Source organism: Enterococcus sp. LJL120, from assembly GCF_054871765.1.
In genome coordinates, this window is record NZ_JBTXLV010000004.1 from 33,132 (window position 1) to 57,634 (window position 24,503).

Genomic DNA, 24,503 nt, shown 5'->3' on the forward strand with positions numbered 1-24,503 from the left:
TTATCTGATAACTTTTTAAAAACGGTAATCACGATAGAGGCAGTCTTTGCCGCTCAATTTTTGCAGAGGCATCTGCTTGATTGCTTGAGCCAATTTTTTCGGTAACGGCCGTAGAAAATCGATTTCCTCGAAGACCAGCATCGCTTCAGAGCTGCTGGTATTTAAAATCAAAAGGGCGTAATCCGTCTGATCTGCTCGTAAAACAATCATAAAATCTTGGTAATAACCAAAATACACTTCACCTTCTGCTAAAACCGCTTTTTCTTTGCGGCGCTTGCTCCAGTTTTGATAAATATTTTTTACTTTTTCATTCTCCCGTCCCCACGGGTAAAACTTGCGATTATCTGGATCTTTGCCGCCAGTCAGACCAGCCTCGTCCCCATAATAAATACAAGGGACGCCAGGCACACAAAACATAAAGGCGACGGCTTGCTCTAAGGCTTTGATATTTTGATCCAATAAAGAAAAAATCCGTTCGGTATCATGGGTACTTAAATGATTCAACCCATTGAAGAAATTGGCTCGCGGATAATTTTCCCGCAGACTCGTCAACTCCCACGCGACTCCTTCTGGCGTTTGCCGGTCAGTCACTAAGGCAACGATGGCATTTTTTAAAGGATAGTTCATTACTCCATGTAAACTATTCCCTAAAATATAATCCCGCCGCTGATTGTAGGAAATTTTATTGGAGGCGTCCTCCCAGACTTCGCCAATTAAAATTTGGTCTTTATGATGATTTAACCGATTGCGAATGCCCCGCAGGAAAAAGTCAGGAAATTCATCGGCAACGTCAATTCGCCAACCGTCAACTCCATAGTTCGACCAATAATCAATCACGCCGTCTTTGCCATAAATAAAATCTTGAAAGCCGGGATTTTGTTTATTGGTTTCCGGTAGATTTTTAAAGCCCCACCAAGAACGATAGTCTTCTGGAAAATGGCCAAAATTAAACCACGGATAATACGGACTTTGTCGTGATTGATAAGCACCGAGACTATCATAACTACCATCGCCATTAAAGTAACGGCTATTGCGACCAACATGGTTAAAAACGCCATCTAAAATTACACGAATGCCTTCTTGATGAAGTTGTTCGACAAACTTTTTAAAGTCTTCATTATTGCCAAGGAAATCATCGATTTTGAAATAATCCCCCGTATCATAACGATGATTGCTGCCGGCTTCAAAAATTGGGTTCAAGTAAATCAAAGAAACTCCAAGTTTTTTAAGATAAGGCAGTTTGGCTAAAATACCGGCAAAATTACCGCCGTAAAAATCCCAGCGAACCACTTCGCCCTTTTCGTCCTTAATATAATAAGGCGCATCTGTTTTATTTAAGTAATACAAACTATCTGCCCTATTTGGCAGAGTATCCCGCACTTCATTGAATCGGTCTGGAAAAATTTGATAGGCAATCGCCTGACGGTACCACTCAGGCGCTTGATCAATTTCTGCCTCAAAGGAGGTCAATTGAAATTCCCAGACTTCTTCTAAATCCCCCGTTAATTTTGGTGCTAAATTCTGATGATTTTTACCGACATAAGCCACAATGTCGCGTTCTGGCTGATGGACTTCAATTTTAAAATAATAGAAATACAAGCCAATTTCTTTGGCTAATTGAAAATCAATTGTATAAAAATTATCTTCTGTCGCCTTCATCAAACACTCTTCTTGAAAACTGCTTTCCTTACGAATCACTAAAAAAACTTTCGGATTTTCAGCAGTTACTTTTAAATTAAAGGTGACAGTCTGATTTACTGCCACCGCACCAAAAGGTTTTTTAAAAGTCTCCTGCCATGGATTGAATTGGACGTTGATTTCTGCCATTTTAACGACTTCCTTTAGGGTCTATTGCTTGGATATGCCAGATATCATCGGCATATTGTTTGATGGTATCATCCGCTGAAAAGTGTCCAGCGTGGGCAATATTGATTAAGGACATTTGCTGCCACAGACGTTGATCGCCATAATCTAAATCAAGGCGTTTTTGCGCTGCAACATAACTTTCAAAGTCACGTAAGACAAAATATTCATCATTGTAATCAACCAGGGTCTTATACAATTCGCCGCCTTCAATTCGGACATTAGGAATGGTGCCATCAATCAACGTATCGACTACGCGGCGAATCATTTGATTATTTTGATACAGTTCCCGCGAGTTATAGGTGCCATTATGATAATATTCATACACTTCTTTTTCAGTTAAGCCAAAGATAAAGATATTATCATCGCCGACTTCATCACGAATTTCGACATTGGCGCCGTCTAATGTCGCCATAGTTAAAGCGCCGTTTAGCATGAATTTCATATTGCTCGTGCCGGAAGCTTCTTTGGAGGCTAACGAGATTTGTTCGCTGACATCGGCTGCTGGAATAATACTCTGAGCTTTGGTCACGTTATAATCTTCAATAAAAATAACCTTTAATTTTTGATTTACATCTGGATCATTATTGATTAAGCGGGCGGCTTCGTTAATGCACTTGATATTCATTTTGGCAAATTGATAACTCGGTGCAGCCTTGCCGGCAAACATAAAGACTCTTGGATGCATCTCTAATTCAGGATTTTCTTTTAAATCCAAATACAATTTCATAATATGCAATAAATTCAGCAATTGGCGTTTGTAGCCGTGGAATCGTTTAATATGAACATCGAAAATTGCTTCAGGATTTATTTCAATCCCTTGTTTTTCAAAAATCCATTGAGCCAAATGTTTTTTATTCGTCAACTTAGCAGCTGCTAAATCATTAAGCACTTGGTCATCTTCAATAAAGTCTTCTAATTGGCGCAACTGATGAATATCATCCCGCCAGCCATTGCCAATGGCTTGATCTAAAACTTTACCTAAAGCTGGATTAGAGAGATGCAGCCAACGGCGAACATCAATCCCATTGGTTTTATTATTGAATTTTTCTGGATATAGTGTGTAAAAATCATGTAGTACAACATTTTTTAATAATTCAGAATGCAGTTTTGCTACGCCATTGACACTGTGGCTACCGATGATTGCTAAATTCGCCATCCGCACCCGCTCATTTGCGATAATACGAGTATTTTCAATCAAATAATTGGGATGCTTGCCGGTCATTTCTTCGACAAAACGCCGGTCAATCTCTTCAATAATTTGATAAATCCGTGGCACAACTTGTTGAACCATGCCAATCGGCCAAGTTTCTAAGGCCTCCTGCATGATGGTGTGATTTGTATAGCTCATAACCTTAGTTGTCACATGCCATGCTGTATCCCAGCTGAGATCCTCATCATCAATTAAAATTCGCATTAATTCTGCAACAGCCATCGCCGGATGAGTGTCATTAATATGCACTGCGATTTGATGATGCAAAGCTTCCATTGGAATATGATTTTTCTTTTGGAAATTGATAATGCTCTGCAGTCCAGCAGAGACAAAAAAGTATTCTTGCGCTAAACGAACCAAACGACCATATTCATTGGAATCATCTGGATACAAAACTGAGGTCAAGTCTTCAAATTGACGTTTTTCCTGCAATGAATCATAACGCCATTCCTCTGAAGCCGGAATTTCCACTGACCATAGACGCATATTGTTAACCGTATTATTGTGATAACCAATCATACCAGTGTCATAGGGAACCGCCCGTAAAATTTGCGCATTTTCATAGACCGGTTTAAAGTTGCCGTTGGGTAGCGGTACAAGGTAGACATTCCCGCCAAGGCGGACATTTTCTGCCCGGGATTCCTTGCGAACTTCCCAGACATTGGGATTTTTCAACCAATCATCAGGAATTTCAACTTGATAGCCGTCGACAATCCGTTGTTTAAATAAACCGTAGGAATAGCGAATACCATTACCGTGACCAGGAAAACTGCCGGCAGCTAAGGATTCCATAAAACAAGACGCCAAACGGCCAAGACCGCCATTACCTAAAGCCATATCCTTTTCAACATTGGCTAATTTTTCAATATCGATGCCCATCTCAGCCAAGGCAGATGTGACCGTGTCTAAGAGGCCTAATTTTAATAAATTATTTTTTAACATTTTTCCCGGTAAAAACTCGATGGAAAAATAGTAGGCCTGCTTGACGTGGTGACCTGCATAAACTTTGTTGGTTTCGACAACATTTGCGTTGTAATAACTCGTGATAATCCGGCCTAAGGTATTTAATAATTCTGCATCCCCGGCTTCTGAAATATCCAAAGCATAATATTCTCTTAGTTTCTGAATGAATAGTTCTTCAAAATTTTCTTTCGTTATCTTCACAAAATTCACGACCTTTTTATTAAACTAACTCCTAAAACAGCTTTTGATAAACTTTTTGATACTCACTACTGCGGGTGGTCCAACTAAAATCAGTGGTCATCCCCTGAGCCATCATTTTTTGCCAAATTTTTGGTTCTTCCACAAAGACCTTCAAGGCTTTTTTGATGGTTTCCATAAAGATATAGCTATCAAAATCGACAAAGCCAAAGCCGGTTCCCGTTTTCGTCAGCGGATTGTATGGAATCACCGTATCCTTTAAGCCGCCAATTTCATGGACGAGGGGCAGTGTGCCATAGCGCATGGAAATCATTTGAGACAAGCCACAGGGCTCAAAGGCTGAAGGCATCAAGAATAAATCGACACCAGCATAAATTTTCTGAGCTAAATCTAAGTCAAAATCAATGATGCCTCGATGTTTTTTCGGATAGGCCCCGTTAAAGTAGCGGAAGGCCTCTTCAAAAGAATATTCACCGGTTCCTAACACTACCACCTGCACATCAAACTGCAATAGATTATTCATCTCATTGACTAAAAGCTGAAAGCCCTTTTGATGGGTTAAGCGACTGACAGCGCCAATTAAGAGAACGTCTTTTTTCACTGGCAAGCCTAATTCCTTTTGCAATTGTGCTTTATTCTCTGCCTTCCCAGCCGGTTTTTGGCTGTCAAAGTTTTGATAAATATGCGGATCTGTTGCCGGATCAAAGACATCATAATCAATCCCGTTTAAGATACCCGTCAAATGCCAGCTTTCTTGATTTAAAATCGCCTCTAAATGTTCACCGAATTCCGGCGTTTTTATTTCTTCTGCATAGGTTGGACTCACGGTGACAATTTGATCTGCGTAGATTAAACCGGCCTTCATAAAGTTGACACAGTCATTGAAGCGAATCGTACCGTCATAATATTTTTCGAGACCCATTCCGAAAAGATCTGCTAAGATTTGTGGCGCATAAATCCCCTGAAATTGTAAATTATGGATTGATAAAACTGTTTTGATCCCAGAGTAAGCATTAATCCACCGATATTTTTCCTTTAATAGGAAAGGAATCATCGCCGTATGGTAATCATTGACATGCAGCACATCGGGAATAAATTCAATCCGCTCTAGGACTTCAATCACGGCCATTTGGAAAAAGGCAAAGCGTTCGCCATCATCAAAGTACCCGTAAATGCCATCTCTGCCAAAATAATACTGATTGTCGATGAAATAATAAGTCAGGCCATCTTTTTTCAAAGACTTGACGCCGCAATATTGCTCCCGCCAACCAACTTCGACGATGAAATTAAATTCATCCTGTAAATCAGCTTTGAATTTTGGGGCCATGATTTTCTCATAAAAAGGAAGAATCACAGCGACTTCTTCCCCTTTTTTTGCTATTTCCTTAGGGAGTGCCCCCATGACATCCCCTAATCCCCCTGTTTTAAAAAATGGTGCGCATTCTGCTGCCGCATAGACAATTTTCATGCTGTTATCACTCGACCTTCTACATTCTTAGTGATATGGGAGCCCTTACTGATTACCACAGGCTCATTTAGCGTGCCGGTAATTTTCACATCGTCATCAATCACTACGTTCTTATCTATAATAGCATATTGAATCTGAACATTCTCACCGATTTTTGTGCCTCCCATAATAATTGAATTTCTGACAATCGATCCCAAGTCAACTTTGACTAGTCGAGAGATAATTGAATTTTGGACAGTACCGCGAATCACACAGCCGGCACCAAAATGACTTTTCTTGACATTTGAATCTTGGCAGTAATAAGTCGGTGCTTCATTTTTCAATTTGGTGTAGACTTTATTTTCACCAAATAATAAATTGTGCATTTTGGGATAGCTCAGCATATCCATATTACTTTGGAAGTAAGACTGAATATCAAAAATATTGCTGATATAGCCATTGAACTCATAGCCGACGGTTTTTTCGCCGCCTAATAACGAGCTGTAAATTAATTCCTGCAACGTCAGATTTTCTTGTCCTTCAATCGCCAACTCTAAGCGTTTGATTAACCATTTGGTATCGACAACAAAATCATTTAAGCTTAAACTCGTATAGGTATCCTGCGGTTCGGCTGACTCGCAGGTAACTCCAGTGATTACACCAAACTCATCTAATTCCAAAAGGTTGCAGTATTGGGATAATTTATCTTCTAAAACATTTTTATAGATGGCCGTAATCACAGCGCCTTCTTGATGATGAAAAGTGACCACGGGATTTAAATCAACGTTGGCGATAATATCAGTTCCCATCACAAAGGTGACGACAGATTTTGATTTCTTTAAATAATCAATCAGATTTTCATAATAAATATTGTCTTTGTATAAATCCTGCGGGTCCGTTACGTAAGTAAAGTAACGTTTACGAATCCCATCAAAGCCCCACTCACGACCACTACCAAGGTGGTCGGAAACTGATTGGAAAGAGCGTTGGCTTAAGGTGAAATAAACGGTATTGCAATCCGCATTCATCGCATTAGAAAGAGGAAAGTCAATAATTCGATATTTACAATCAAAGGTTAAGGTAGACAGGTCTCGGCGCTCGGTTAGTTCAGAAACTTTTTCTTTATTATCAATATTTGAGATGATACCGCAGATTCTATTATTCATATTACTCTCCTCCTATTACTTCGCCGTGACCAACTAACTGAATGCCTTCGCTACCATCGATTGTCACACCATCATTGATAACAGAATTTTCACCGGCAATCGTCCGATATAAGCGGGCGTTTTTACCAACTTTAGCTCCCGGCATCAGGACGCTCTCAATAATTTCTGAGCCTTCGCCTACTTGCACATCCGTCGATAAAACGCTTCGATGGACCTTACCGGCAACATAGCATCCATCCACGACAATTGATTCATTTATCTCAGCCGTCTCATCAATAAATTCCGGTGGTGCCATGGTATTTTTCGTATAAATCCGCCAAGAGCGATCGTGAATATTTAATTCATTGTCCAAGTTTAGAAAATCCATATTGGCTTGCCATAAAGAATCCACTGTGCCGACATCTTTCCAGTAGCCGGAAAAACGGTAAGCGACAACATTTTTTTGATCGTTAATATATCTTGGAATGACATTGGAACCAAAGTCTGACATATCCACGCCAGCTTCTTGGCTGTCCACCAATAGTTTTCTTAAAGACTGCCAATTAAAAATGTAAATACCCATGGAAGCCAAATTACTTTTTGGATTGGCTGGCTTTTCTTCGAATTCGACAATTTGATCGTTCTCATCGGTATTCATAATCCCAAAGCGCGACGCTTCATCTAAAGGAACCTCAATCACCGCAATCGTTAAATCAGCATTGTTTTCTTTATGGGTTTCCAGCATGTGATCGTAATTCATTTTATAAATATGGTCACCGGATAAGACCAATAAATACTCGGGATCTTCGTGATCGATAAAGGCGATGTTTTGTAAAATCGCATCTGCGGTTCCTTCAAACCATTTGCCGCCAGCAGAAGATGAGAATGGTTGTAAAATCGTTACACCGGAATCAATACCGCTTAAGCCCCAATTTACACCGCTGCCAACATGGAAATTAAGTTCGCGAGGTTCGTATTGGGTGACAACGCCGACATCATTAATGGAAGAGTTGGCACAATTGCTTAAAGTAAAGTCGATAATTCGATACCGTCCGCCAAAGGGCACTGCCGGTTTGGCGACAGATTCTGTTAATTTTTCTAAACGGGTTCCCTTGCCCCCCGCTAAAATCATTGCTAGCATTTCTTTTTTCATCACGATTCCCCCTACTATTGTAGCCATTACTTATTTTTTGCTGCGGACATTGACACTTTTTGGTTTGATAATCAAAGTTCCTAAGGCAGGAACCGTTGTTTGAATTAGATGAGGTAGTTGATTAAACTGAATATCCTGTGATTTTTTATCAGTATTATGGGCCGTCCAAGTGCCGCCCCATTGAACCATCTCGGTATTGAAGACTTCTTGATAGACGCCTGGATAAGGTACGCCAATATGAAAATCCTGGCGCTCGACTGGTGTCAAATTCATCACGATAATTAAAAAATCACTTTTGGTTTTACCTTTACGCATAAAGCTCAAGACGGTTTCACTTGTATTATTAGCGTCGATAATTTCAATCGTTTCCCAAGAATCGTCGTGAATCCACAGTGATTTTTCTTCGGAATACATGCGATTTAAATGCTGAGTAAAGTTCTGCATTTTTTTATTTAAATCATCCTTTAAATCGACCCACTCTAGACTCTGGTCATACTTCCACTCTAAGAATTGCCCCCACTCACTACCCATAAACAATAATTGTTTGCCGGGATGAGTCGCCCAATAAGTGAACATCGTTCTAAGCTGAGCAAATTGTCGATAACGATCGCCCCACATCTTATGCATCAGACTCTTTTTGCCGTGAACCACTTCATCGTGGGAAAAAGGTAGAATAAAGTTCTCATCCATCATATACATGAAAGAAAAGGTTAATAAATTTAAATTATCTTTGCGATAAATTGGATCCATTTCGAAAAATTTCAAAACGTCGTTCATCCAGCCAAGGTTCCATTTATAATCGAAGCCCAGTGAACCGCTTTCTACCATGCCGGTAATCTTTGTGTCAGATGAGCTTTCTTCTGCCACCATGATGACATCTGGATGAGCCAGCTTAACCACTGAATTTAATTTTTGCAGGAAGTAAAAGCCTTCAAAATTACGATTGCCGCCTTCATGATTTGGCGACCAAGGTCCCATATCGTAATCCCGATAAATCATGTTGGAAACGGCATCGACTCGAATGCCGTCAATGTGGAACATCTCAATCCAATATAAAATATTTGAAATTAAAAAGCTTTGGACCTCTGGCTTGCCTAAATCAAAATTCAGCGAGCCCCAGCCGCGATTTTCCGCTCGGTCGATGTCGCTGTATTCAAATTGTGGTGTGCCGTCGTAGTAAGCCAATGCGTCGTCGTTGCGGGAAAAATGTCCCGGCACCCAATCGACAAAAACGCCAATATTATTAATATGACAAGTTTCTACAAAAGTTTGAAATTCTTCTGGAGTTCCGTAGTAGGAGCTTAAAGCAAAATAGCCCGTCAGTTGATAGCCCCAAGATGCGCCAAGTGGATGCTCCATCAAAGGCATAAATTCAATATGGGTGAAACCCATTTCTTTAACGTAAGGAATTAATTCATTGGTTAAATCGGAAAATGTAAAAAGTCGGCCATCAGGATGACGGCGCCAAGAACTTGCGTGAACTTCGTATATGTTAAGAGGTCGTTTAAAGTGGTTGCTGCGTTTGCGGCGGCCTAGCCATAATCCATCCTGCCATTTTTTTTCTGGAATCGTGTGAAGGACAGCCGCATTGCCAGGTCGTTCTTCAAACTGAATCGCATAGGGATCAAATTTAAATACCTCTGATCCATCTGCCCGTTGAATTATGTACTTGTATAATTGTTCTTCTTGGGGAATGTCCGTAAAAATCTCCCAAATCCCACTGTTGCTATCAAAGGTTAAAGGTAAACTTTTATCCCAATCATTAAAGTCCCCTGCTAACCAAACCTGTTGCGCATGGGGTGCCCAAACACGAAAGGTATAACCCTCAATTTCGTCATTTTTTGAGGGCCTTGCACCGAGTAGATGCTGACTGTAAAAATTTTCACCGGTATTGAAAGTGCGTTTAAATTCGGCAATCTGTTTTCTCATTTTTTTCAATTTCGCCCCTCGCCTCCTCACTAAATTTTCATTTTCTCCGTATATTAAAGATAACATATATTTCACAAAAGAGAAAAGGAAAATTATGTTTTTTTTGTAAACAAGCTAAATTAATCTTGTTTTTTAAATTAAAAAACTTTTCGACCAAATTTAAAAAGAAACATTTTTAAATGTGAACAAAGCTTTCGTTTTCATTTTCACAAAAAAACTTGCTTTCTTTCTGAAAACAGTCATAAAAACTCATTTTAATCTAATCTTCTTTCATTTTATTCTAACGCAATCACCGAATTCTGGGAAGCCTTCTCGATAAGATTTCAAATGTTATTTTTTGATTTGTGGTCTAAACAAAAAAAACACATAAACTTTACCTTCTTAATTTTCTTAAGGAAACTCCTAAAAAAACGATGGATAATAAAGTCGATGTGTTTAATTTTTTAAATTAAAGATAACGGCTGATTAATTCAATTAACTGCGTTGGGAGTGTTTGCAAATCAGAAATATCTAAAAAGCGCTGTTCCCCATAAATATTTTTGATGATTTCTTTGTCTTGACCAATCGCAGCAGCTAAGAAAATAATCCCCTGCCGTTCATAATCGTTTAAGACCTGTTGAATATCAGCTTTGGCCTTTTGACCAGAATAATCCGGTAACGCTTTTGGCTGACCGTCACTGATATTAATTAAAAGCTTAGTCGTAGCGGTTTGCTGAACTAACTTATCGGCAATCAAGCGCAGAACGACGCCATCACGATTATTTTGCCGAGGTGTCATCGTCATTAGCTTGCCGTCGACAAATTGAAAACTATCTTCAAATTCTTTATAAGAATAAACCGAAGTTTTTTCCCGCATATTTTTATCAGCCGTATCGCCATAAATTAAAAGCGGAATGTTAACTTCTTTCGCAAATTCGTTGACAGCCAGAGCAGCAGCTCGTGCTGATTCTATGCGCTGATCACGAATCATTGAACCGGATTCGTCAATTCTTAAAGCAAGGGCTAAAGAAGGCTCTTCAGTTGGTGGATTTTGGCGATCAAAATTTTTAAAATCGCCATAGGCAACCCGACTCGCATTAAAGCGGCTGCCTTCATATTTACCAGTTTGATAATTTGCCGGCTGCTCTTTTTCAAGAATCGCTAACATCTGGCGGCTTAATTGGTCAACTGTTTTTAACAAGGGTTGCTTTGCAATCTGCGCGGCCTTCAACAATTCAGCATCCACTGTCGGCCTATGAATTATTAGACCACTTTTATTATGAATTGTCTGCTTCAAGAATTCTCTGGCAGCTTTATTCAACTCTTTTTTTTCAGCCGACTGGGCTTCGTTAAAGGTGGTGAGTGCCCCTTCGCCAAGGCCAGCTTCCGTTTTTTCAGTAAACTCGCCACTTTCTGAATGTTCAAGACTGGCTTGCCTTTCAAGCTCGTCTGTAGCCAGCTCTTCATTGGTTCGACTTGGAGTTTCTGTAGTATTAGTTTTGGGTGTTTCCTCCTGCTTTTGCACTTCTTCAGTTTCTGCAGCCTTTTCTTCAACTGTTGAAAGTTCATCTATTGGTGCCACTAAATTGGCAGTTAAACTGTCCTCAAAAATATTGCGCTCTTTGGCTTCCGTTTGAGAAATTTTACGGCCAGCCTTTTGTCGAGGCTGCTGGTTGATAATCCCCCGCAGCTCAAATAGGAGTTGGCTTTCTGCTAAGGCATCTTCTAAAATTTTGAGTTCATTTTCATCAGTGGTTAGCTTATATAAAACCTTTTGATAAATGGTTGCAAATAAATCTTCTTGATTTTTATACGTATTGATCCAATAAAAATACGAACGCATACCAGCGACACCCTTGATGGCATTGTTTTTTGCTGTCAAATCCAATAGCCGAACAATTTCTGCCATTTTTTCCAGCAGCTCTTCTTGATTGATGCCACTTTTGGCGATACCCCGTTCCACCATTACCGATAAAGGCGGTAAATCCATTTTTTCGGCATGCTGCATGCGATCCCGCAAGGATTCATTCAATGGGCGATTGCCCTGATAATTGCGATTGGTGGTAATCACAATCACACAATCCGGATGCCGCTGCACCATTCCGGTGGGCAGATTCAACATGCCATCGGATTCTAATGCCGAATTTAATGCCACTAAAACAGAGGCATCGCGAATCACAGTCGGTTCTTGAATTTCCAGAAGATAGCCCTTCTCGATGGCCCGGACAATTTCTGATGGATAATATTTATATTGAACAGAACTGGTGTCACCAGCTTCAATCCGATTAATGAAGGCAACTAATTTTTGTTTGGCATTGAAGGCGTCAATGGAATAATGACGGCCGATTAACTCGAGCACCGTTTCAAGGCTTTCAGTCTGGTAAATACTTTCCAATAATTCTTGATTTTCCTCCCGATCACTCTCAACAATCGGCAACAGAGCACCAAAGACATCTGATTTATCCATGTCGGCAAAGCAAGTGATTTTAGTATAGGGCAGCTGCAAATCAGCCGAGAGAGCTTTGGCCAGCTGGGTCTTTCCCGAGCCAGCGTCCCCTTCTAATAAAATATTGTTGATTTTTAATTCTGTATCTAACCAGTTTTCTTTGATTTCACCGGCAATCCGAATTTCTTCTTGACTGGTTTGATGACTTTCAGGCTTGCGCCAAATCATCTGCTGTTCTAGTTTTGTAAATGGTCTTCCATTGGTGATAACGAAATCCCTCATGCTGCTTCCTCCAAATCTATTGCGGGTGTGATAACGAAAATTTTTTTGATAGCTAAATGGTTCAAAAATTAATAGTGAAGTGCTTACTGCAGCAAAATTATGCTAATAGCCAGCTTCGTCTAAAAGACGCTTTAATGTCCTCAGCCGTTCACCAATCAATTCGCCATCTTTTTGTAAGGTATCGTGAAATAATAAAATATCTTCATCAATTTTTGGATTGTCCATCGCTATTTCCACTGTCATCCGATTGCCCTGTAGGCCGATGATTTCCACCACCGGATTGGTGACATCATAAAATTTTTCAAAACGATAGGCATCCTGAAAATATTTAGTCGTTTCAACTACTAAAATTGCTAAATCTAAAATCCGCGTAATTGGTAGTTCTTCTGATTGGCGGGACCATTTTTCACCGGTATAGCGCCAGACTTTTCCAGAAATTTCGACCTTGCCCCGGTCATTCCACTGGGCCAAGCCTAGCGAGAGCCCTTTCGCATCTGTTTCCCAGGCAAAATGTCCGTCGATTTTATCATAATCTTCCACCACAATTACGGGTTTATGTTTAAGCGTAGTTGGTATTTTCAAAATAATTCCTCCTTTAGTAATTTAGTAAATTACTAATTTACTAAATTATACGGAGACTGCTTTTGAAAAGCAATGAATATGGATTGCTGTGAATATTGCTCTTGGGGTAAATTGTCTTTCTGTGGAGAAGTAAATCCTTTCACGAAAAATCTCACGGTTTGCGTAGTTAAAATGCCTTGTCTCGTTGGCGCAATTTTTATGTTAGTACTTAACCTAAAAATATATTTAAGCAAATTTTCTTTTTTATATCCTAGAATTATTTCTTCAGCACTTTACAACCGAAGGCAAAAGTTGATAATTTTTTTCAAAGAGACTCTCGACAATAAATGACCCAAATCCAGTTAGTTTCTTTGATTCATCGCTGTTTTAAACAGCTGTTAGATTAGCTTCCTGCGTCTTGTTTAATCGCCAGATATTCCCCTTGCAGCAACCTTTGATAACATTTACACAAGCTGTTTTCTCCTATATAATTAAAGGAGAAGATAATAAGGAGTGATGACCATGACTGCCGATAAAAATCTCAAAGCCTCCTATGACAATTATGAGCCACAGCTAGACAGCGTTGATCGTAACCCAGTTTCCTACAGCAATGCCATCCCTTCAGGCAAACAGCGAAAAGAAAGTGCCAATAGCGGATTTAAGAAAATTGGCATCGCCCTCTTGCATACTATCATCTTTTTTATTCTTGTCTATCTCGTTAGTTTCATTTTACCCGACGAAATAGTTAATAACTTGACGTTTCTAGCTGTTACTTTAAGCTTAGGCGGCTTGTTATTTCTGTGGCGCTCCAGTCGTGAATAATTCTCAGCATATTTAAGAGCTCCGCTAAAAAAGCGACCTGAAAAAGTCTAATTCAAGACTTTTTACAGGTCACTTCATAAATAGTGGGGCTTTTTTTATTGTGCTTAAAAATCTTTTTGAGAATAAACTTGTTTGTGCAAAACAACTGCGCCAATACTTCTGTCAATCTTTTTAAAGCTATTCCCTTACTAAAATTCCCTCCTACGCATACAATTGCCTTCAATCAGATAGATTGTGCTCCTTTGTGGCAAGTTTGGTCCATCTGGTAACCGCCAGTACTAAACCCAAACCAACTACGAGAAAAATCAACCACAAAAGCTTGATTTGTCCTCTTTGCAAAAACAGTTCAAAGAGCCTTCCACCCAGTAAATTTCCTAAAGTTCCACCAATCCCCCAGCCAAAGGAAACAAAACCTAAATATGTGGCCAAACGCTGGCTAAGGGCAATCGTTGCCGTCAGATCATCAATGATGGGAATGATACACATGACACCTAATGAAAAGCAAAAGGTAAAAAACACTAGCAGCAGTAGCTTTTCTCCCAAAGTCAACCAGAAAAAGCCGTTGTAAAATAAAACTTGCGACAATAAAAATCCTTTGCAGGCTTAAAAATTTTTGCAACCATCCTAATAGGATCATTTGTAAAATCAAAGCTAAGGCACCATCCAAACTGTAAACCATGCTGATTAAATTATCGTTACTGAAAAAGTTGCTGATATAAAGCGGAATCGTCAAGGAAAACTGACTATACAAAAACCAAAAGCCGCTGGTTATACTCGTTAGCGCAATTAATTGTCGATCTTGAAAAACAGCTGGCAAATCCAGTTTTCTTTTTCTCTTACCAATTGGGCGATTTTTTTGCGTAAATGTTTGCTGGCTAAGTAAAAAAGCAAACAGCAGATGAGTAATGCTTGTTATCAAAAAAATCCATTGGTAATTTGTTTTGAAGAAAGCTGCCAAGAGTGGCCCTAAAAATTGTGCCAAATTCCCCGTCATCGCTTTGCCAGTAAAGGCCATCAGACGTTTTTTTCCCGCAAAGAGAACTACGGTAGCATTCAAGGTCGGATCTTTGAGGGCGCCGCCAAGTCCCACAAGAATTGAGCTAAGTAAAATTAAAGGAAGGTTCGTTGCCGCCAAGTAGGAAAAATAACCGATGGTCCGTAAAAGTAACCCACTGACCAAGATTTTTTTCGTGCCAATTCGGTCGCCAAGCAGTCCACCAAAAAAAGTAAAACCCCGTTGACTAATTAAAGAGACTGTCAAAACTAAGCCAATTTGACTGGCGGTTAATCCGATATTTTGACTGAGATAAAGAGTCCAAAAAGCGCTCAGCATAAATGCACTGATATTCGTAATAAAGATACCAATATAAGTAGTGGAAAGCGAAGTGAAGGTAATATTTTGAAATTTCCCCATAGATAATCCCCCTTTTTTTGCTATTATAAAGGCAATAGTAGGTTTATTATTATGGAGTATTTTCATTGGGGTATGCCAAGGAGGAATAACGATGGATTTTACAGACCTAGAAATTTTGACGATGATTGCCCGCACTAAAAATTTGAGTCAGGCAGCTGAGGCTTTACATTTAACCAAGCCAACAGTTTCAAAACGAGTGAAAAGCATCGAGGCAGAAGCTGGTTTTGTCCTTTTTAAAAGAAAAAATAATGGTGTAACGCCGACTGCTGCCGGAAAAGTTTTGCTGGACCAAGCGGCTATCTCATTGGAGCAAATGAAACGCAGTCTTGATTTAGCCCGCAATATTTCCCGGGAAAAAGTCTTAAAAATTACTGCTCCCACTGCGGTTGCCGAAATTATTTTTCCAAAATTAATCGCTTTTTTTAATCAAGAAAAAATTGCTTATGAGTTCCATCATTTCCACTCAGCAGAAATCGAAAAGCTTTTACTAGCCGGTGCAATTGATATCGGATTGAAAGAAAATCCCTTTGATAATCACCAGCTAAAGCAAAGAACGGTGGTCGATAGTCCAATTATCCTGGTAAAAAAAGAAAATCAGCCGCCAATAACTGCGCTTGCTGATTTCACTGACTTTAATAATCATTTATTGCTGCTATACCCTTGGGGAACAGATTTTTCTAAGCTTATTGAAAATTACTACAGGCGCCTGTCGCTCAAAACCAAATGCGCAGGATTGCTCCGTTAGCTGTTGTTAAAGAGCTTTTGCAAGTTAGTGATGCTGCAGTCTTTTTACCACGACTTTTTGTTGAAAAAGAACTTCAACAACAGGAATTGGTCGAAGTCCCAACCAAGCTGGCGCAATCTTGGCACTATTCTGTCAATGTCGCTTACAACCACTCCCAGGTAACCGCGATTTAGCGAAAGGATTCATTGAGATTCTTCAATAATATTCAGCAGAGAGAGTATACCAAATCAAAAAATTTTCACAGAATTTTAAACTAAGGTTTTCCATTGATTAACAGTTTTTCGTTTTGTCGCAATTCATAAAACTCAATTTTTTTATCCAAACGTTGAAGGGTGCTCCCCAACTCTTGATATTTTTGCTGAAGACCTTCTCGTTCAGCTTGTAAAATTTGTTGCCGCTGCCTTTCCGTGTCTGACCCTTCAAGAAATAGAGTGGTGTACTGGATTAGCGCTTCGATGGATAGGCCAGCAGAGCGCATGCATTTGATAAACTTAATCCATTCAATATCTGGTAGCGAATAATTTCTAACGCTGCCATTTTTTCTTTCAATTGGAGGAATCAAGCCAACTTTTTCATAATACCTTAAAGTAACAGCGGATAATTCAGTTTCTTTTGCAGCTTGGGAAATATTCATTTGACTCCTCCTTTCATCAGGTGAACGCTACTGTCACTTGACCGAGTTCGCTAAGTTGCGTTGAAAATGCAGAATCCTCCACTCGACCAACTGGTGTATAAGCATATGTTGTTTGAAAACTTTCATAGAAAATAACCAGACAATCTTCGCCATAAAGCATAATATCTCCGGCATTGATTTGAGAAACATGTTGGGGATTCGTCGGCAAACTCGTTTCAAAATAATAATATTTTTCATTGCTATGTAAATCCTGCATCGTTATTTCTAGTGGTAGCAATTCTTTAATAGCTGTCACTGTAGCATTGTCGAAAAACTCTACATTGTAGGTTTGATTTTGAATTGTCAGTTGTTGGAGTGAACTTGGACTCGTTACAGTAGTAGACTCAGTTTCTTGTGGGATTGAAGTGTCACTTGTCACTGAATTTGCTGATGAACTAGCTGCCGTCTGAGATGACGATACAGTTGAAACAGTTTCAGTGTTTTCTGTGCTTTCTTCAAAGGACTGACAGGCAGTTAAACTCAGTCCAAATAATGCAGATAAACTATAGAATAGAATTTTTCTCATCTCCAAACCGCCTTCATTTAAGCTTCAAGGATTGTTTTGACAATCTTTGCGGGACTCCCTGCTACGATAACATTGTCCGGAACATCTTTGGTGACCGTTGCATCGGCGGCTACAATTGAATTTTCTCCAATCGTTATTCCCGGTAAAACGGTGGCATTTGCCCCAATCCAAACATTTTTTTTAAGCAGTATTGGTGCAACTTTGACACCCCGACGCTTTTTAGGGTCAGTCAAATGATTAACCGTAATCAAGCGGGCCCCGGGGCCAATCAAAACCTGATCTTCTAGTGTAATGCCCCCTAAATCAACAAAGGTCACATTTAGATTGATAAAAATATTTTTCCCAAATTGGATGTGTCTGCCAAAATCTGAGTAAAATGGCAGTTGGACCTCTACCGATTCTTCAATTGGTTTGCCGGTAATTGTTTCCAGAGCATCATGAATTTCGGCTTTGCTGTGAAAGCCAGTATTCAATTCAGCTATGCGTCGTTCATTCTGTGCTTTTAGCACATGAATGTCTTTAAAAATTTCTGAGCCTGCCAAAATTTCTTTACCTTGAAGTTTTTCTAATAAATTAGCTGATGTCATAAGTAGTTGCTCCTTTGATAACTTTGTTGTATCTAGCATAACTTGTTATAATAGCCTTGACTAATATTTATATTGAATACTTAGATATGTCTTTAAGCTATAGGAGGCGCGCAAAATGGAATTACGTGTTTTAAACTATTTTTTAACAGTGGCCCAAGAAAAAACCATCAGTAAAGCCGCTGAGGTGCTACATCTTTCTCAGCCCACCCTGTCTAAACAATTAAAAGAACTGGAAAATGAATTAGGTGTGCAATTATTTATTCGTGGCAATCGGGAAATTTCTTTGACCGAAGATGGCTATTATCTCGTCAATCGTGGTCGGGAAATTCTCAGCTTAGTGGCCACCACTACGGAAAATTTAGAAAGAAAACAGGCCGTCGGTGGAGAAATTACTATTGGAGCCGGGGAAACGGAAGGAATGAAAATCATCGGAAACTATTTACAGGTTTTACTCTCAGAGAATCCTGCAATTAAAATTAATCTTTTCAGTGGCAATGCCGATGATTTATTAGAAAAAATCGATCGAGGATTGTTGGATTTTGGAATAGTCGTCGATCCGGTGGAAAAACAAAAATATGAATATCTTAATCTGCCCCATCAGGATCAATGGGGCGTGCTAATTAATAACCATCATCCTTTGGCGGACCAAAAACACATTACACCAGCAGACTTGCAGGCTGTACCTTTACTAATTTCTAATCAAAGCTTTGTCGACAACCAACTGGCCAGTTGGCTTGGCGGAAATTTAGCCAACTATCAGATTTTAGGTACCTATAATTTATTGTACAATGCTTCTTTATTAGTTAAAGACGGATTGGCCGCCGTTCTTTGCTTAGACGGCATTATCAATACAACGGGGACAAATTTAAGCTTTTTACCCTGTGAGCCACCCTTAACGGTCTCAGTTAGTTTAATCTGGAAGAAAAATCAAGTTTTCTCCAATGCTGCGAAGGCCTTCTTAACGATTCTCAAAGAAGGCTAATAAAAAAATTTATCAGATTAGAGGAATCCCCTCTTTTTTTGTCAAAATGATTTTCGAAAAGCAAAAAAACCTCAGAAGAAATAGATTTTGTTTTGTATCCTCTGTTCTTAAATCCTCTTCTAAAGCCGGATTAAGATTTTTGAGATTCAAAAGAAAAATCTAGTAACTTCTGAGGTCATTTTTTTATGCTATTTAGTCATCATTTAATCATCGACAGCTTCTAAACTTTCCGCAGTCAGACTGTCATTGGCTTTTAATTTAGCAAAATATTTTTTAGTTTCTTTGAAGACCACCGGACTTAAGGCTGCCAATGCAATCAAATTAGGGAAGGCCATCAAGCCGTTGAAAATATCTGCCAACGTCCAAACCGCTGATACCGTCATATAAGGACCAATGAAAACGGCTAAAATATAAACAGCTCGGAAAATTTTAGTGCCCTTGGTACTGCCGTTAGTCAGATAGCTTAAGCACCGTTCTGAATAATAATTCCAGCCTAAAATTGTTGTAAAGGCAAAGAAAGTCAGACACAACATTAATAAAAAGCTCGCGACCGTATAAGAAAACGGTGACGCCTCTGAAAAGGCATAAATTGTCACAGCTGCACCGTCTAGGCCTAAATCCCAAGCGCCTGTCATAATAATTGTCAAACCAGTCATCGTACAAACGACAATCGTATCAATAAAGGTGGCCGTCATTGAAACGAGCCCTTGCCGCACTGGTTCTTTCGTCCGGGCCGCCGCTGCCGCAATCGGCGCACTGCCGAGTCCCGATTCATTGGAAAAAATTCCGCGGGCGACACCCTTTTGCATCGCAACAATCATCGCGCCTAATGCGCCACCAGAAATCGCTCGTAAACCAAAGGCTCCTTGAAAAATTTCACTAATCGCTGCAGGCAGATTTTGAATATTAAAGCCAATTGTAACTATACAAAGTCCGACATAAACAACAATCATCGCTGGGACAATCAACTCGGCAACCTTACTGATACGCTTCACGCCGCCTAATAAAACGGCGGCCGCACCAAAGGTTACCATTAAGCCGACAATAATAATCGCAATTGAATATTCTCTACCAAATAAAGTGACGGTATTTAAAAAATGAGGATCAAAGAAACTTTGGGCTGCACTAGTAATCCCATTGATTTGAGTGAAGGTACCAATCCCCAAGAGGCCGGCTAATAAGCCGAAAAAGGCAAAAAATTTCGCCAACCAGCGCCACTTGCTGCCCATGCCCCGCTCGATATAATAAAAGGGACCACCTAAGACTTTTCCTTGGTCATCAAAGGTGCGATATTTTACCGCTAGCAGACCTTCTGCATATTTGGTAGCCATTCCTAAAATGGCGGCCACCTCCATCCAAAAAAGTGCACCGGGACCACCGGCAACAATGGCTGTGGCGACACCAACAATATTTCCAGTTCCAATTGTCGCAGAGAGCGCCGTACAAAGAGCCGCGAAACTGCTGACATCGCCTTGTCCCCCCTCTTCATTTGATACCATATACTTTAATGCTAAAGGCAGCTTACGAAATTGCAGCCCCTTTAAACCAAATGTTAGCAAGACGCCAATTCCCATTACTAAAATAATTAATGGCAGGCCCCAGACTAAATCGTTGATACTTGTTAAGAAATCACCCATTTTTTTGTCATCCTCCAGCTTTTTTTAAATTGTACCACAAATTATAAATAAATGAGAAAATATTTACAAAACAATTAGCAAAAATAATTTTTAGATTATTTCACCTAGCTGAAGCTCTAACATTCCTACAAAATAAAAAACTCTTATACTCCTTCAGCTTCTGCTGATAAAAGTATAAGAGCGGATTAACTATTGAGCAGACACAGCGATTCCAATCGCTTTTTCCCCAAGATGACTGCCGATTACTGGACCAAAGTGGCCAATAATTATTTCAGCATCAGGGTATTTTACCTGCAGTTTTTCTTTTTCTTCTTCTGCTACTAATAAATTATTAGCATGAATCACATACAGTTTAGTCGGATGTTTAATTTCAACAATCCGTTGACCAATAATTTCTTCGGCACGATTGAAGGCTTTTTTGGTTGAGCGGATTTTTTCAAACAAGACAATCTTTCCGTCCACAAAAGTTAAAATCGGTTTGATTTTCAACAAACCGCCGATAATCGCAGCGCCATTGGTTAAGCGGCCGCCCCGGACTAAGTTGTTTAAATCATCGACAATCAAATATGCATAAGTATTATCTCGAATAATATCTAAATGCTCCAAAATCTCTTCTAGATTTTTTTCGGCTTCATTTAATTCAATAACAGATTCCACCATATGGCCCATTGGCATACTGGTGATTTTCGAGTCATAAGGAATAATTTTAACCCCATCAATGGCATCTTTAATCCCTTCAAGATTATGAACAAAGCCAGAAATTCCACCAGAAAGATGGATACTGATGATGGTATCATAGCCCTTTTTACCAATTTCTTCGTATAAAGAAAGTACTTCGCCTAAAGAAGGCTGGGAAGTTTTCGGAAATTCCTTACTGCTTTTGAGTAGAGCATAATATTCGTCAGCCTCAATATCGACGCCTTCATTATAACTTTTTCCGTCTAAAATAACCGGAATCGGTACAATAAATAAGTTTTCTTTATCTTTAATATGTTCAGGTAATACCGCAGTACTGTCCGTCACCACCGCTAATTTCATTTATTTCCCTCTATTCACTTTTTTTTGCATTAAAAATAATATAGCATAAAATGCTTCACTTTAAAAACTTTTGTTAAAATTTATTCATTTAAAAAAGTTTGGACAGCCGAGTAATTGGTGGCCTCATCGATTTCTAAAACACTGCCGGCATCATCATAATAACCGTTTGACCAAGAGCCATCCACAGGAACCGACAATGTGCCAATTCCGCTTGCACTATTGGCTAAAGTAAAGATATGCGTTAACAAATAAGTAAAAGCTAAGTTTGTCGAGGTGTAGCCCATGACTTTTCCAGCTGCATAAGGCATCTGTAAAATCGCCAAAGGATTTTTGACTTGGCTGAAAATTGCGGACATCACCTGTTGTTGACGTCTGACACGGCCAAAATCACTTTCGGCGTCATGACGAAAACGGGCGTATTGCAACAAGGTATTGCCGTCCATTCGCTGCTGACCGGCTTCAATTGTCACACCATCCAATTCTAAACTAGTTTCGGCATCAATTTCAATGCCGCTTGGAAAGAGCGCATCAATCACTTTTTCAAAGGATTGAAAGTCAACAATTGCATAGTATTCAGTTTCCACGCCAAAATTTTCAGCCAACGTTTGGCGAACTAAATCGGCACCGCCATAAGCATAGGCGGCATTTAATTTATTGTAACCATAGCCAGGAATATTCACATAAGTATCCCGCATAAAAGAAATTAATTTTGGCTGATTCGATGGATTATCCAAGTTCACCACCATGATTGTATCGGCTCGGGAAGTTTCACCTTCCCGTGAGTCACTCCCTAAAAGCAAAATATTTTTAGCGCCGCTGCTATCTGCTGTTCCGCTAAAGGTCTGGAGCTCCTGTTGCGGAATCGAGGAATCCGCCTCTGCTTGAAATTTTCCCAAGAAAAAACTGCCGATTTCCAGCAATAAAAAAATAATTAAAATAATACCAATTCGTTTTTTCCAGGATTTGCTTTTTTTCTTAGGCTTTTGACCAGAGCCGCCACCGTTATTACTAGCCTTAGCTTTTTTCTTTTTGGTTGAAAAAAAGCCGTATTTGACTTGTTCTTCTTCATTAGAAGGCTGCTTATATTGTGCTTGCCCCCGCTTTGATTGCTGATTTTGCTGCTGATATTGTTGATCAAATTGATAATACTCGGGATTTTGATAGTGATTGTCCTTCATCGGCTCTTGCAATTGATCATCGTTATTTTCTGAACTGCGATAATAAATGTGCTCACCATCATCTGGTCGCTCCGGTTGCTGCCGTTCTTTACGGACCGCAAACCCCTTCCCTTTTTTCTCATATTTATCTGATTCGTCATGGACTTTTTTATACCGATCCATTCGGCTCATAACATCCCCACCTTACTTTTGATAGGTTACCTCACTTTTCAGGAAAAAGCATCTTTTTTCACTAGAATTTACTTTTTCTCAAAAAACAGTTGTCCGCCCCATCAAATAAAATTACATCACTTCATTTTTAGACAAAAAAAACCAGACACAGCTTTTTTACAAGTCTGTCCGGTTCCCTTTTAATCGACTGCGGGAATTAAATGCACATCGTATTTACCAAAAACTTTAATCTCTCCCCCTAAGAGTTCAATCTCCTCTAAGGCATTTTGAATTAACTGTAGCGGCTTGTCGGCATTGATATCAACCAAGAAAAAATATTCCCCTAAGCTCGTTTTTAACGGCCGAGACTCAATTTTACTCAAATCGATTTCCCGCCAGCCGAATGCTGACAGCGCCTTATGTAAGGAGCCGGGCATGTTGTTGGGCATGGTGAAGGCCAAACTCATTTTTTCTTTGCTTTTAGTCAGCTCAACGGCTACATCTGCTTGACCAATCACCCAAAAGCGAGTGCGGTTGACTTCAATGTCTTGAATATTTTCAGCGACAATCGTCAAGCCGAATTTTTCTGCGGCTTCCTTTGGTGCAATTGCGGCGATGAAATCCTCCGGGTGATTTTTAACATAATTGGCCCCATAAGTTGTTGAAGGGGTTGCCTCAGTTATAACTTCATCTAAATTTTGCTGAATAAAATTTTGACATTGGGCCAAAGCCTGCGGATGAGAATATATTTTGGTAATTTCCCGCCATTGTTTTGCATGGGCGGAGGTCACCATTAAATGCTGATGAATCGGCAAAACAATTTCTGCCCCCACTGGCAACTGAGCCTGATGAAATAAATAATCCAATGTCATGTTGACGGAGCCTTCTAAGGTATTTTCAATCGGCACCACGCTTAAGTCGACCTCTTGATATTCAACAGCCTTAATACAAGCGGGAATTGACGGATAAGCAACTAATTCTTCACTTGGAAAAGCTTTGAAGGCTGCCGTCGAAGTGAAGGAGCCTTCAGGACCTAGATACGCAATCTTCATTTAAGCACCTGCCTGCTTGACATCTGCGGCTAAAATTTCAGCGACGATTTCCGCGGGGGATTTACCAGTGGTTTCCACAATCAGGCTGGCACTTTCTTCATAGAAAGGAATCCGTGGCAGGTATACTTCTTTAATTTCTTCGGGACTTTTTGATACGACTAGTGGGCGGATGCTTGTGTGGTCTGCCTTCAAGCGCTTCACCAACTCGTCAGCATCAGTTTTCAAGTAAACAACGGTCGGCATTTGTTTTAATAATTTGCGATTCTCTTCTTTTAAAACAATTCCGCCACCGGTTGAAATGACATGCTGGGGATCTAAGTAGCGGCTTAAAATTTCCGTTTCCCGTTTGCGGAAAGCCTCCTCGCCAAATTGATCAAAATATTCTTGAATAGTCATGCCGATTTCCTCGATAATAACATCGTCAAAATCAAGATGTCCCACATTGATTTCTTCTGACAGCATTCTGCCAATTGTAGTTTTGCCGGCTCCCATAAAACCGATTAAAACGATTCCCTTCATA

22 protein-coding genes are annotated in these 24,503 nt (G+C 39.7%); 4 read left to right on the top strand and 18 right to left on the bottom strand.

What is annotated here, in order from left to right:
* Positions 1-15: 15 nt before the first annotated feature.
* From ACYSNU_RS07645 to ACYSNU_RS07680, 8 genes are all read right to left on the bottom strand, one after another.
* Positions 16-1,827 (bottom strand): glycoside hydrolase family 13 protein, encoded by a 1,812-nt coding sequence (locus tag ACYSNU_RS07645; protein WP_461736591.1) that lies wholly within the window; start codon positions 1,825-1,827, stop codon positions 16-18.
* A 1-nt stretch (position 1,828) separates the two neighbouring features.
* Positions 1,829-4,240: a glycogen/starch/alpha-glucan phosphorylase gene (locus ACYSNU_RS07650; protein WP_461736592.1), complete on the bottom strand. Its 2,412-nt coding sequence runs from the start codon at positions 4,238-4,240 to the stop codon at positions 1,829-1,831.
* A gap of 31 nt (positions 4,241-4,271) precedes the next feature.
* The gene (glgA, locus tag ACYSNU_RS07655) at positions 4,272-5,705 is read right to left on the bottom strand and encodes a glycogen synthase GlgA (RefSeq protein ID WP_461736593.1); all 1,434 of its coding nucleotides are present in this window, start codon (positions 5,703-5,705) and stop codon (positions 4,272-4,274) included.
* The gene (gene glgD / locus ACYSNU_RS07660) at positions 5,702-6,850 is read right to left on the bottom strand and encodes a glucose-1-phosphate adenylyltransferase subunit GlgD (RefSeq protein ID WP_461736594.1); all 1,149 of its coding nucleotides are present in this window, start codon (positions 6,848-6,850) and stop codon (positions 5,702-5,704) included. The genes glgA and glgD overlap by 4 nt, the downstream gene beginning before the upstream one ends.
* Position 6,851: 1 nt before the next feature.
* On the bottom strand, positions 6,852-7,982 hold the full coding sequence (locus ACYSNU_RS07665) for a glucose-1-phosphate adenylyltransferase (protein ID WP_461736595.1): 1,131 nt from the start codon (positions 7,980-7,982) through the stop codon (positions 6,852-6,854).
* A 30-nt stretch (positions 7,983-8,012) separates the two neighbouring features.
* Positions 8,013-9,911 (bottom strand): 1,4-alpha-glucan branching protein GlgB, encoded by a 1,899-nt coding sequence (gene glgB, locus ACYSNU_RS07670; protein ID WP_461736915.1) that lies wholly within the window; start codon positions 9,909-9,911, stop codon positions 8,013-8,015.
* 448 nt (positions 9,912-10,359) lie between these two features.
* The gene (locus ACYSNU_RS07675) at positions 10,360-12,618 is read right to left on the bottom strand and encodes an AAA family ATPase (protein WP_461736596.1); all 2,259 of its coding nucleotides are present in this window, start codon (positions 12,616-12,618) and stop codon (positions 10,360-10,362) included.
* A 102-nt stretch (positions 12,619-12,720) separates the two neighbouring features.
* Positions 12,721-13,200, bottom strand: a complete 480-nt coding sequence (locus ACYSNU_RS07680; RefSeq protein WP_265457511.1) for a DUF6530 family protein — start codon at positions 13,198-13,200, stop codon at positions 12,721-12,723.
* 501 nt (positions 13,201-13,701) lie between these two features.
* Between ACYSNU_RS07680 and ACYSNU_RS07685 the strand changes: the two genes are divergently transcribed.
* The gene (locus ACYSNU_RS07685) at positions 13,702-14,001 is read left to right on the top strand and encodes a hypothetical protein (protein WP_461736597.1); all 300 of its coding nucleotides are present in this window, start codon (positions 13,702-13,704) and stop codon (positions 13,999-14,001) included.
* Positions 14,002-14,220: 219 nt separating this feature from the next.
* On the opposite strand, the gene ACYSNU_RS07690 is transcribed toward ACYSNU_RS07685, so the two are convergent.
* A complete protein-coding gene (locus tag ACYSNU_RS07690; RefSeq protein WP_461736598.1) occupies positions 14,221-14,487 on the bottom strand; it encodes a hypothetical protein in 267 nt (88 codons plus the stop codon).
* On the bottom strand, positions 14,465-15,415 hold the full coding sequence (locus tag ACYSNU_RS07695) for an MFS transporter (protein WP_461736599.1): 951 nt from the start codon (positions 15,413-15,415) through the stop codon (positions 14,465-14,467). Before ACYSNU_RS07695 ends, ACYSNU_RS07690 begins: the two co-directional genes overlap by 23 nt.
* Before the next feature lie 91 nt (positions 15,416-15,506).
* On the opposite strand from ACYSNU_RS07695, the gene ACYSNU_RS07700 reads away from it, so the two are divergent.
* Together ACYSNU_RS07700 and ACYSNU_RS07705 are read left to right on the top strand one after the other, a co-directional pair.
* On the top strand, positions 15,507-16,160 hold the full coding sequence (locus ACYSNU_RS07700; protein WP_461736600.1) for a LysR family transcriptional regulator: 654 nt from the start codon (positions 15,507-15,509) through the stop codon (positions 16,158-16,160).
* Complete coding sequence (locus tag ACYSNU_RS07705; protein WP_461736601.1) at positions 16,139-16,333, top strand: hypothetical protein; 195 nt, start codon at positions 16,139-16,141, stop codon at positions 16,331-16,333. The genes ACYSNU_RS07700 and ACYSNU_RS07705 overlap by 22 nt, the downstream gene beginning before the upstream one ends.
* An 80-nt stretch (positions 16,334-16,413) precedes the next feature.
* Here the strand turns inward: ACYSNU_RS07705 and ACYSNU_RS07710 are convergent, their stop codons facing one another.
* Genes ACYSNU_RS07710 through ACYSNU_RS07720 form a run of 3 tightly spaced genes read right to left on the bottom strand, consistent with a single transcriptional unit; the run spans position 16,414 to position 17,946 of the window.
* Entirely contained in the window at positions 16,414-16,794 is a 381-nt protein-coding gene (locus ACYSNU_RS07710) for a MerR family transcriptional regulator (RefSeq protein WP_461736602.1), read from the bottom strand.
* 16 nt (positions 16,795-16,810) lie between these two features.
* Complete coding sequence (locus ACYSNU_RS07715; protein ID WP_461736603.1) at positions 16,811-17,359, bottom strand: cyclophilin-like fold protein; 549 nt, start codon at positions 17,357-17,359, stop codon at positions 16,811-16,813.
* 17 nt (positions 17,360-17,376) lie between these two features.
* Positions 17,377-17,946, bottom strand: coding sequence for a DapH/DapD/GlmU-related protein (locus ACYSNU_RS07720; RefSeq protein WP_461736604.1), 570 nt, complete (start codon positions 17,944-17,946; stop codon positions 17,377-17,379).
* Between the two features lie 115 nt (positions 17,947-18,061).
* Here ACYSNU_RS07720 and ACYSNU_RS07725 point away from each other — a divergent pair, with 115 nt between their 5' ends.
* Entirely contained in the window at positions 18,062-18,928 is an 867-nt protein-coding gene (locus ACYSNU_RS07725) for a LysR family transcriptional regulator (RefSeq protein ID WP_461736605.1), read from the top strand.
* Positions 18,929-19,131: 203 nt separating this feature from the next.
* Here the strand turns inward: ACYSNU_RS07725 and ACYSNU_RS07730 are convergent, their stop codons facing one another.
* The 5 genes from ACYSNU_RS07730 to ACYSNU_RS07750 all read right to left on the bottom strand — a co-directional run bounded on the left by ACYSNU_RS07730 (position 19,132) and on the right by ACYSNU_RS07750 (position 24,502).
* The gene (locus tag ACYSNU_RS07730) at positions 19,132-20,565 is read right to left on the bottom strand and encodes an alanine/glycine:cation symporter family protein (RefSeq protein ID WP_461736606.1); all 1,434 of its coding nucleotides are present in this window, start codon (positions 20,563-20,565) and stop codon (positions 19,132-19,134) included.
* Between the two features lie 189 nt (positions 20,566-20,754).
* Positions 20,755-21,603, bottom strand: coding sequence for a DegV family protein (locus tag ACYSNU_RS07735; RefSeq protein ID WP_461736607.1), 849 nt, complete (start codon positions 21,601-21,603; stop codon positions 20,755-20,757).
* 80 nt (positions 21,604-21,683) lie between these two features.
* Positions 21,684-22,952, bottom strand: coding sequence for an LCP family protein (locus tag ACYSNU_RS07740; RefSeq protein WP_461736608.1), 1,269 nt, complete (start codon positions 22,950-22,952; stop codon positions 21,684-21,686).
* A 179-nt stretch (positions 22,953-23,131) separates the two neighbouring features.
* Positions 23,132-23,983, bottom strand: coding sequence for a prephenate dehydratase (gene pheA, locus ACYSNU_RS07745; protein ID WP_461736609.1), 852 nt, complete (start codon positions 23,981-23,983; stop codon positions 23,132-23,134).
* The gene (locus tag ACYSNU_RS07750; protein ID WP_461736610.1) at positions 23,984-24,502 is read right to left on the bottom strand and encodes a shikimate kinase; all 519 of its coding nucleotides are present in this window, start codon (positions 24,500-24,502) and stop codon (positions 23,984-23,986) included. It abuts the gene before it with no gap.
* Position 24,503: the final 1 nt, after the last annotated feature.